The organism is Streptomyces ipomoeae 91-03, assembly GCF_000317595.1.
In the GTDB taxonomy this organism is placed as follows: domain Bacteria; phylum Actinomycetota; class Actinomycetes; order Streptomycetales; family Streptomycetaceae; genus Streptomyces; species Streptomyces ipomoeae.
Genome location: NZ_AEJC01000026.1, coordinates 1 through 9,824, shown reverse-complemented (window position 1 = coordinate 9,824; position 9,824 = coordinate 1). Strand labels below are relative to the sequence as shown.

Sequence of the window (9,824 nt, the reverse complement as noted above, 5' to 3'; positions counted from 1 at the left end):
ACGGGACTAGTTGGTGTCCTGGTTGTCGATTCCCAGGCTGGGGAGGAGGCCGGGAAGGAGAGGCGGGACGGTGACCTCGGGCTCTTCTGTGGAGGTGGTCTTGCCGCCGGAGGACGGGGTGCTGCTGCTTGTGTCGTTCTGGGGCGGGTTCAGGAGGTCGCCGGTGGTGCCGCCGATCAGGCCTTCGCGGCTGGTGTCCGAGATGGACGGCTGGGGCCTGTCGCTGTCGCTGCCCTGGCCGGAGCCGGGGGAGCCGTCACCGATGATGCTGGGGGCGGGGTGGCCGGGGGCCGTGGAGCCGGGGGCGTGGGAGCCCGTGGAGCGCTGTCTGCCGTCGCCGCCCTGGGTGGGGGGCTGTGGCAGCAGCGACTGGAGCGGGGCGACCTCTTCGTCTATGGCGTCGAAGACCGACGACACCTGCTGACTCACGTCCCCGAGCTGCACGGGCAGCCGTTCGCGGAGCGCGCCCCAGGCCCCCCGGTGGGACCGGGAGAAGGCCGAGAGGGCCTGGATGGGGCCGAGGGAGTCGGGGTCGCGCTCATAGGCCTCGTGGAGCAGGCGGTGGCCCTCGGAGGCGTCGTGCCGCATGCCGGTGAGGGCACGGCGGATCTCGCCGAGGGACTCGTGGTCCAGATGCCCGCCCCGGCCGCGCTCCAGGAGTCTGCGGGCCTCGCTGAGCCGGGTGGACGCCTGGTCCAGGTAGAGCCGGCCTCGGTCGTCGCTGTCGTCGGCCAGGGTGAGCTTCACGTCCTCGATGCCGCGCTTGAGGCCGTAGAGCGAGTCACCCGGGAGGGCGTCGGAGCTGGCGGCTGCCACACCGCCGAAGGCTCCCGCCGCGACGCCGACACTGAGCCCGCCCGCCGCGAGGCCCTTCGTCAGCCGTGATCGTGGTCGCAACTTCCCCAGCGGACTTCTCCGGTGAGCGCCCCGCGCCTTGCCGGCCCGTTGCTCGGGCACCGAAGGGTTCGCCGATTCGCCTCCCGCGAGCGTGCCGTCCCGCAGCATGGCTTCCATCGCGGCCACCAGTTGGGCGCGCTGGACGACCTTGACCTCCGGGTCGAGCTCCGGCTTGGGCAGCTCGCCGAGACCGGTCGCCAGGGTCAGCAGGCGACCCCGATCGGTCTGTTCAGCTGCCGGGGCCGGTGCCGATCCTTCGGGCTGCTCGGCCGCCGTGCCCCGGTCGGACAGCTCCTCCAGGGCCTGGGCGAAGGCGTTCGCCCGCCGGTGCGCCGATACGTTCGCGATCACTGGCGGCACCTCCTCTCGTCATGACGGTCGACTCCCCAGGGGGTCCTGAGGGTTGCACACCTCCGACCGGTCCACACGATCGAGTGATCGATGTCGGTCAGAGGGTGACCACAGGGAGCCTGTATCCCGCACAACGAGTGGCGCGGCACTTGGGTTACGGACGGCGGCTGATCGGCCCCCGAAGTCAACGGGCTTCAACGGAGGGTGTGTTGAGGATCGCTGAGCGTGCGCGCGTGGCGGCGTGACAGGGGGTGGCCCGGTGCGGCTTTGGGGGGCGGCTCGTGGCGCGGTGCCGCTCGTGACGCCGCGCGGTGCCGCTCGTTGGTAAGGCTCAGCGGGCGTCGTCCGGGAGGAGGCGGGCGAGGGTGCGGACCGCGCGGTACTGGAGGGTCTTGATCGCGCCCTCGTTCTTGCCCATGACGCGGGCGGTCTCGGCGACGGAGAGGCCCTGGAGGAAACGGAGGGTGACGCACTCCTGCTGCTGGGGGTTGAGGCGGCGTACGGCCTCCAGGAGCGCGGCGTTGGAGAGGGACTCCAGGACGGAGTCCTCGGGGGAGCGCTCGACCTCGTTGGCGTCGAGCATCTCGCCGGTGGTGACTTCGAGGCGGAAGCGGCTGGACTTGAAGTGGTCGGCCACCAGGTTGCGGGCGATGGTGACCAGCCAGGCGCCGAAGTCGCGGCCCTGCCAGGTGAAGGTGCCGATGCGGCGCAGCGCGCGCAGGAACGTCTCGCTGGTGAGGTCCTCGGCGGTCGCCTTGCTGCCGACGCGGTAGTAGATGTAGCGGTACACGGTGTCGCTGTACTGGTCGTACAGCCGGCCGAACGCCTCGGCCTCGCCGGCCTGGGCGCGTTCGACGAGGTCCATCATGCGGGCGCTGTCGCTGTCGGCGGCAGGGCGGCGGGCGGGGGTGGCGGTGGATCCCGAACGGCCTCGTCTGGCCACCTCCCGCCCGTCACCCGACCTCCGCCCCCCGACGACGGCGCTGCGCGCCGACCCCTGTTCGATGCCGTCCGCCAGTGCGTAGCACGGGCCGACGGGCGAGGCGGAGGCGGCGAGGGCGGGGACGGCGTACGCGGTGGGGACGAAGCCGCGCAACAGTTCGTTGACTGTTGCGCGCAGCGTAGCCAGGCCCGAGGCGTCAACCCCGACGTGTGGGTACACGGGACTCCCAGAGGCAGAGCTTCCATCACGTGCAGTACGGAACCATTCACCCGTCGTAGCGACGGAAGGGCACCGGTTTGCGTCTGAGGAGAATAACGCTTCGTGCAGGCACTGCTACACCGAGTTGCTTAAATCATCGATTACGTCGCTTCTGTTACCGATTGACGGCTATTCGAGTGCCGGTCGCTGATCGGTTGATGATCGATCGGGTTCGTGATCCGTCTGGGTGTGGGGCGTGTTGTGGTCGTGTGCGGATGGTGGGACTGCCCGGGGGTGTACGCGGGTATGACGATCGGAATCACCACCGCCGACCTGGCAGTCCCTCAAGAACGGCCGTGCGAAGGCCGTACGCTTCACAACCCTCGCGGCGCTGTGCGAGGTGCTTGAGTCGCCCCGTTCTCGGGGTCAGCGTCGGCGGCGGTGCAAGGCGATCGCCGCCGCCGTGCCGCCGGCCACCGCGCCCACGCCCGCCGCGGCCGGGAGGCCCACCTTCGCGGCCTTGCGGGCGGTGCGGTAGTCGCGGAGGCGCCAGTCCTGGGCTCGGGCGTGCTTGCGGAGCTTGGCGTCGGGGTTGATGGCGTAGGGGTGGCCGACGAGGGAGAGCATGGGGATGTCGTTGTGGCTGTCGCTGTACGCCGCGCAGCGTGAGAGGTCCAGGCCCTCCGCCGCCGCCAGCGCTCGTACCGCTTCGGCCTTCGCGGGGCCGTGCAGCGGCTCGCCCACCAGCTTGCCGGTGTAGACGCCGTCGACGGACTCGGCCACCGTGCCCAGCGCTCCGGTCAGGCCGAGGCGGCGGGCGATCACCTGGGCGATCTCCACCGGCGCGGCCGTGACCAGCCACACCTTCTGGCCGGCGTCGAGGTGGGCCTGGGCCAGGGCGCGGGTGCCCGGCCAGATGCGTTCGGCCATGTACTCGTCGTAGATCTCCTCGCCGATGATCGTCAGCTCGGCGACGCGGTGGCCCTTGACGATGGAGAGCGCGGAGTTCTGGGCGTCCTGCATGTGCTCGGGGTCCTCCGAGCCGGCCAGCCTGAACCACGCCTGCTGCCAGGCGAACCGGGCGAGGTCGCGGGTCTCGAAGAACTTCCGTTTGTACAGGCCCCGGCCGAAGTGGAACAGGGAGGCGCCCTGCATGACGGTGTTGTCGAGGTCGAAGAAGGCGGCGGCCTTGTCGTCGCCGAGGACCGGGAACTCCGGTTCCTTGTCCTTCCCCTTCCCCTTCCCCTTCTTCTCCTTGGTGGCGGGTGCGGGGACGAGGTCCTCCAGTTCCTGGGAGGACTTGCGCGCTGCCTCAGCCGAGGCCTCGCCTGCCAAAACGCTCCGCGCCGTGGCGGAGCGCCTACGGGGAGTGAGCCATCCGAGAGCGGCCATGACGTGAGCATAGCCAGTCTGTTCCGGACTTCCGGAGTCGAGAGGTTTGCGGGCTGTGAACTCTCCACGACCGTGTCGTTAAAGAAGTGATCCGGGCGGCGTGTCCGCGAGCGGAACGGGTGGGAATCGGGCGGGTCGTGCGTTCGCTGACGGGGAAGGCGTTCACGACTTCACCACGGAGTGACAATGGCCGACATGAGTGCCATGTTTCGGCGGGCCCGCAGGAGTTCGGGTGAGCGGCTCGTCACATTGATCGGGAAGCCCGGGTGCCATCTGTGCGACGACGCACAGGCGGTGATCGAGAAGGTCTGCGGTGAACTGGGCGTTCCCTGGGAGAAGAAGGACATCACCCAGGACGAGGAGCTGCATCGGCAGTATTGGGAGCAGATCCCGGTCGTACTGGTGGACGGTGCCCAGCACACTTTCTGGCGGGTCGATGAGGGCCGGCTGCGCAAGGCCCTGTCGTAGGGCATGCGCGACGTTTCGCGGGGGTCGGCGCGAAGCCGTGACACAGATGTGCCTGACCGGCCAGTCCAAGTGGTCCAAAAAGTCGCTTAGGATCGATGGGCTGGTTGGTCTCGGGGGCGGGATTCGTGAGGAGAGTGTGCGGTTTTGCCCCCGTTGGTCAAGGCGTCTGGTGCGGAACGAAGGTGCGTGTGTGCCGGTTCCGTACGCGTGCGTCGAGCGTGCGTGACCCCGGTCACGTTGGCCGGGCAAATCGGACACCATCTTTGTGCACGCGTTCACAAAGACATAGCCTGCTGTCGACGGGGCGGTCTGGGGACGCATGACCGCCCGCAGCCCCGCTCTACCCGCAGGAGCACCGTGGCAACTGGCCGAACTCACCGACCGGCGACCCGTAGCCGAGGGATTCCCGAGGCCACCGTCGCCAGGCTTCCGCTGTACCTCCGTGCCCTGACCGCGCTGTCGGAGCGCTCGGTACCCACCGTTTCATCCGAGGAACTGGCGGCCGCGGCGGGGGTCAACTCCGCGAAGCTGCGCAAGGACTTCTCGTACCTGGGTTCCTACGGAACGCGCGGGGTCGGTTACGACGTCGAGTATCTCGTCTATCAGATCTCGCGTGAGCTGGGGCTCACCCAGGACTGGCCGGTCGTGATCGTCGGTATCGGTAATCTCGGCGCGGCGCTGGCCAATTACGGCGGGTTCGCCTCCCGTGGCTTCCGGGTGGCGGCGCTGATCGACGCCGATCCGGCGATGGCGGGGAAGCCGGTCGCCGGGATTCCGGTCCAGCACACGGACGACCTGGAAAAGATCATCGACGACAACGGGGTGTCGATCGGGGTCATCGCCACGCCCGCCGGTGCCGCCCAGCAGGTGTGCGACCGGCTGGTGGCCGCCGGGGTCACGTCCATCCTGAACTTCGCGCCGACCGTGCTGTCCGTGCCGGACGGTGTCGACGTACGCAAGGTCGATCTGTCGATCGAGCTGCAGATCCTCGCCTTCCACGAGCAGCGCAAGGCCGGTGAGGAGGCCGCCGGCGAGGCCGGGGTCGTACTGCAGGCTCCCAAGGAGTCCGGGAAAGGGCCCGACGGGGATGTCCCCGCCGTGATGCCGGCATGAGTCTCCTGGTCGTCGGGCTGAGCCACCGCAGCGCCCCGGTGAGCGTGCTGGAGCGGGCCGCGCTGTCCACGGACGCGCAGATCAAGTTGCTTCAGGACACGGTCGCCGCCGAGCCGGCCGCCGAGGCCGCCGTCCTCGCCACCTGCAACCGCATCGAGCTGTACGCCGACGTGGACAAGTTCCACGCCGGTGTCGCCGAGCTGTCCACGCTGCTCGCGCAGCACAGCGGGGTCGGGCTCGACGAGCTGACGCCCTATCTCTACGTGCACTACGAGGACCGGGCGGTCCACCATCTGTTCTCCGTGGCCTGTGGGCTCGACTCCATGGTCGTCGGCGAGGGGCAGATCCTCGGGCAGATCAAGAACTCGCTGGCCCGCGCGCAGGAGACCCACACCGCCGGGCGGCTGCTGAACGACCTGTTCCAGCAGGGCCTGAGAGTCGGCAAGCGGGCGCACTCCGAGACCGGTATCGACCGGGCCGGGCAGTCGCTGGTGACCTTCGGGCTCGAACAGTTCACCTCCGGCGGGGACGTCGAGAGCTGGGCCCGGGGCAAGCGGGCCGTCGTCATCGGCGCCGGGTCGATGTCGTCGCTGGCCGCCGCCACCCTCGCGCGCGCCGGTGTCGCCGAGATCGTGATCGCCAACCGGACGTACGACCGTGCCGAGCGGCTCGCGACCCTGCTCGGAGAGCAATATGGACAACGTCTGAACGAGCAGGGCGGAACGGACGTGCTGGCCCGCGCGGTACCGATGGAGTCGGTGCCGGTCGAGCTGACACGTGCGGATGTCGCCGTCTCCTGCACGGGCGCCACCGGCCTGGTCCTGACCGCCGAGGCCGTCGCGGCGGCCGTCGAGGGCCGGGTGCCCGAGGGCGCCCCCGCCGCGCAGGCCGGTCAGGAGAGCCGCAAGGACGTCGTACGGCCGCTGCCGCCCACGTCCATCGGCAGCGACGAGAACTGTCCGCTCGACCTCTCCACCGGAGCCGTATCGAGCGGTGGCTTCTCCGTGCTCGGGGAGGCCGCGGTGGCCGGGATGGACGCGGCGACGCTGGAGCAGCACGCGGCCTGGGTGGACAACGCCACGGTCGACATCCGCGACAAGCGGCGCACGCCCGCCGCCGACGCCGAGCTGATCAGCGCGCTCGCCGCGACCGTGGCCGTCACCGGGCGGATCACCGAGCTGCGCAGGCCCGAGCCGGTCGTCGAGATGCCCCGGCCGGAGCCCGTGCTGGCGCTGCTGGACCTGGCGATGCCCCGCGACATCGACGCGGCGGCGCACCGGCTGGCCGGTGTACGGCTCGTCGACATCGAGTCCCTGGCCGAGGCCTCCGCCGACGCTCCGATGGCGTCGGACGTGGACATGGTCAGGCGGATCGTTTCGGACGAGGTGGCCGCCTTCGGCGCCGCTCAGCGGGCCGCGCACATCACACCGACCGTCGTGGCGCTGCGCGCCATGGCCGCCGACGTCGTCGCCACCGAGATCGCCCGCCTGGAGGGCCGGCTGCCGGGGCTCGACGACAAGCACCGCGGCGAGATCACCCAGACCGTGCGGCGCGTCGTGGACAAGTTGCTGCACGCGCCGACCGTACGGGTCAAGCAGCTCGCGGCCGAGCCCGGTGGCGCCGGGTACGCGGACGCGCTGCGGACCCTGTTCGACCTGGACCAGGAGACGGTCGCCGCCGTGTCCCGGGCCGACAACAGCCAAGGCGGCGAAGGCCGCCGAGACAGCGACGAGAACGCCGAGAACCGAGGGCGATCATGAGTGAGCGAGCCAGTGAGACACTGCGGCTCGGGACCAGGCGCAGCAAACTCGCCATGGCCCAGTCCGGGCAGGTGGCGGACGCGGTGCGCCGGCTGACCGGACGCCCCGTGGAACTCGTCGAGATCACGACGTACGGCGATGTCTCCCGCGAGCATCTGGCGCAGATCGGCGGCACGGGTGTGTTCGTCACCGCGCTGCGCGAGGCGCTGCTGCGCCGCGAGGTCGACTTCGCCGTGCACTCGCTCAAGGACCTGCCCACCACGCAGCCCGACGACCTGGCGCTGGCCGCCGTACCGGTCCGCGAGGACGCCCGGGACGTGCTGGTCGCCCGGGACGGACTGATCTTCGAGCAGCTCCCCGATGGCGCACGCGTCGGCACCGGCTCGCCTCGGCGGATGGCCCAGCTGAACGCGTACGCGCGCAGCCACGGCCTGACGATCGAGACGGTCCCGATACGCGGGAACGTCGACACCCGGATCGGATACGTACGGAAAGGTGAACTGGACGCCGTGGTCCTGGCCGCCGCCGGACTGAACCGGATCGGTCGGATCGATGAAGTGACCGACTTCCTTTCGGTCGACACCGTTTTGCCCGCCCCCGGCCAGGGGGCACTGGCGATCGAATGCACCGCGGACAACGCGGCGCTGATCACCGCGCTCGCCGAGCTCGACGACCCGTACACGCGGGCCGCCGTGACCGCCGAGCGGTCCCTTCTCGCCGCGCTGGAGGCCGGTTGCAGCGCACCTGTGGGTGCGTTCGCCGACCTGCTGGCCGACGGGCAGATTGTCAAGGAGATGCGCCTGCGCGGCGTCGTCGGCACGATCGACGGCTCGACGCTGGTGCAGCTGTCCACCACCGGTCCCGTGCCCGAGACGTACGACCAAGCAATGGCGCTCGGCCGTGAACTCGCCGCCGAGATGCTCGCTAAGGGCGCGGCCGGTCTGATGGGGGAGCGAGCACATTGAGCCCCACCACCCTTCCCGCCGGTCCGGAACACGGGCACGTCACCTTCCTCGGTGCCGGACCCGGGGATCCGGGACTGCTGACACTGCGCGCCGTCGAGGCGCTGGCGAACGCGGACGTTCTCGTCGCCGAGCACGAGGTGCTCGACGTCGTACGTGTGCACGCCCGTGCGGGCGTCGCCGTACTCGACACCGACCCGGGCCCGCCGACGTCCCCGGCAACCGCGTCCGCCGTCTCTGCCGTGGACACGTTTTCGGGTACGGGCACGCCACAGCTGACGGTTGTCGACGGCTCGTCAACAGCCGTAGGTGCACCCGCTGTGCGCGATGCCGCACATCTTGTCATGGAGGCCGCGCGGGGCGGCAAGCGGGTCGTCCGTGCGGTGTCCGGGGACCCCGGGCTCGACACGTACGCCACCGAGGAGATGCTGGCGTGCGCCGCCGCGGGCGTGCCGTTCGAGGTGGTGCCGGGTGTCGCGACCGCCGTGGGCGTGCCCGCGTACGCTGGTGTGCCGCTGCGGGACGCGCAGGGCGCCGACGTACGGTTCGTCGACGCGCGCACCGCGTCCGACCGGTGCTGGGCGGAGGTCGGTACGTCCGACGGGACGGTCGTCGTCTCCGCGACGCTGGAGACCGTGGCCGCGGCTGCGGGTGAGCTGGTCACCGCCGGCCGCAAGCCCGATACGCCGATGACGGTCACCGTCGCCGGTACGACCACGCGGCAGCGGACCTGGACCGCCACGCTGGGCACGATCGCCCAGGTGCTCAAGCAGGCCAAGGTGCTGCCCTCGCCGGAGGGCGGGCGGCCGGTGATAGCCGTGGTCGGTGAGCGTTCCGCCGCGGCCCAGCGCGACCGGCTGTCGTGGTTCGAGAACAAGCCGCTCTTCGGGTGGCGGGTCCTCGTACCGCGCACGAAGGAGCAGGCCGCCTCGCTCTCCGACCAACTGCGCTCGTACGGGGCCGTACCGCACGAGGTGCCGACGATCGCCGTCGAGCCGCCGCGCACTCCGCAGCAGATGGAGCGGGCGGTCAAGGGGCTGGTGACGGGCCGGTACGAGTGGATCGCCTTCACGTCGGTCAATGCCGTCAAGGCCGTACGGGAGAAGTTCGAGGAGTACGGGCTCGATGCGCGGGCCTTCGCCGGGATCAAGGTCGCGGCGGTGGGGGAGCAGACGGCGAAGGCGCTGGTCGCGTTCGGTGTGAAGCCGGACCTGGTGCCTTCGGGGGAGCAGTCCGCGGCCGGGCTGCTGGAGGACTGGCCGCCGTACGATCCGGTCTTCGATCCGATCGACCGGGTGTTCCTGCCTCGGGCGGACATCGCCACGGAGACGTTGGTGGCGGGTCTCATCGAGCTCGGGTGGGAGGTCGACGACGTCACGGCGTACCGGACCGTGCGGGCGTCGCCGCCGCCGGCCGAGACCCGGGAGGCGATCAAGGGCGGCGGGTTCGACGCCGTGCTCTTCACGTCGTCGTCCACCGTGCGGAACCTGGTGGGGATCGCCGGGAAGCCGCACAACGTGACGGTGATCGCCTGTATCGGTCCGGCCACCGCGAAGACCGCCGAGGAGCATGGGCTGCGGGTGGACGTGATGGCTCCGGAGCCGTCCGTGCACAAGCTGGCCGAGGCGCTGGCGGACTTCGGATTGCGGCGGCGGGCCGCGGCACTGGAGGCGGGGGATCCGGTTACGCGGCCGAGTGAGCGGCGGCCGGGGGCTCGGCGGAGGCGGTCCACGACCTGAG

General features: G+C 70.6%; 8 protein-coding genes and 1 pseudogene. 6 read left to right on the top strand and 3 right to left on the bottom strand.

What is annotated here, in order from left to right; all coding sequences use genetic code 11:
- Window positions 1-6: 6 nt before the first annotated feature.
- Both STRIP9103_RS01570 and STRIP9103_RS01565 read right to left on the bottom strand, forming a co-directional pair.
- Entirely contained in the window at window positions 7-1,248 is a 1,242-nt protein-coding gene (locus STRIP9103_RS01570; RefSeq protein ID WP_009294837.1) for a DUF5667 domain-containing protein, read from the bottom strand.
- Window positions 1,249-1,579: 331 nt separating this feature from the next.
- Window positions 1,580-2,410: an ECF subfamily RNA polymerase sigma factor, BldN family gene (locus tag STRIP9103_RS01565; protein ID WP_048819502.1), complete on the bottom strand. Its 831-nt coding sequence runs from the start codon at window positions 2,408-2,410 to the stop codon at window positions 1,580-1,582.
- A 291-nt stretch (window positions 2,411-2,701) separates the two neighbouring features.
- Between STRIP9103_RS01565 and STRIP9103_RS51090 the strand changes: the two are divergent.
- Window positions 2,702-2,798, top strand: a pseudogene (locus STRIP9103_RS51090) (helix-turn-helix domain-containing protein); the annotation flags it as partial.
- A 17-nt stretch (window positions 2,799-2,815) separates the two neighbouring features.
- On the opposite strand, the gene STRIP9103_RS01560 reads toward STRIP9103_RS51090, so the two are convergent.
- Complete coding sequence (locus tag STRIP9103_RS01560) at window positions 2,816-3,781, bottom strand: HAD family hydrolase (RefSeq protein ID WP_078613760.1); 966 nt, start codon at window positions 3,779-3,781, stop codon at window positions 2,816-2,818.
- Between the two features lie 186 nt (window positions 3,782-3,967).
- Between STRIP9103_RS01560 and STRIP9103_RS01555 the strand changes: the two genes are divergently transcribed.
- The 5 genes from STRIP9103_RS01555 to STRIP9103_RS01535 all read left to right on the top strand — a co-directional run bounded on the left by STRIP9103_RS01555 (window position 3,968) and on the right by STRIP9103_RS01535 (window position 9,823).
- Window positions 3,968-4,249 carry a glutaredoxin family protein gene (locus STRIP9103_RS01555; RefSeq protein ID WP_009294833.1) on the top strand — a complete coding sequence of 94 codons (282 nt, stop codon included), beginning with the start codon at window positions 3,968-3,970 and terminating at the stop codon, window positions 4,247-4,249.
- Between the two features lie 357 nt (window positions 4,250-4,606).
- Window positions 4,607-5,362, top strand: a complete 756-nt coding sequence (locus STRIP9103_RS01550) for a redox-sensing transcriptional repressor Rex (RefSeq protein WP_009294829.1) — start codon at window positions 4,607-4,609, stop codon at window positions 5,360-5,362.
- On the top strand, window positions 5,359-7,122 hold the full coding sequence (locus STRIP9103_RS01545; protein WP_009294825.1) for a glutamyl-tRNA reductase: 1,764 nt from the start codon (window positions 5,359-5,361) through the stop codon (window positions 7,120-7,122). Before STRIP9103_RS01550 ends, STRIP9103_RS01545 begins: the two co-directional genes overlap by 4 nt.
- Window positions 7,119-8,087, top strand: coding sequence for a hydroxymethylbilane synthase (gene hemC, locus STRIP9103_RS01540; protein WP_009294835.1), 969 nt, complete (start codon window positions 7,119-7,121; stop codon window positions 8,085-8,087). Before STRIP9103_RS01545 ends, hemC begins: the two co-directional genes overlap by 4 nt.
- A complete protein-coding gene (locus tag STRIP9103_RS01535; RefSeq protein ID WP_009294831.1) occupies window positions 8,084-9,823 on the top strand; it encodes a bifunctional uroporphyrinogen-III C-methyltransferase/uroporphyrinogen-III synthase in 1,740 nt (579 codons plus the stop codon). The genes hemC and STRIP9103_RS01535 overlap by 4 nt, the downstream gene beginning before the upstream one ends.
- Window position 9,824 lies beyond the last annotated feature (1 nt).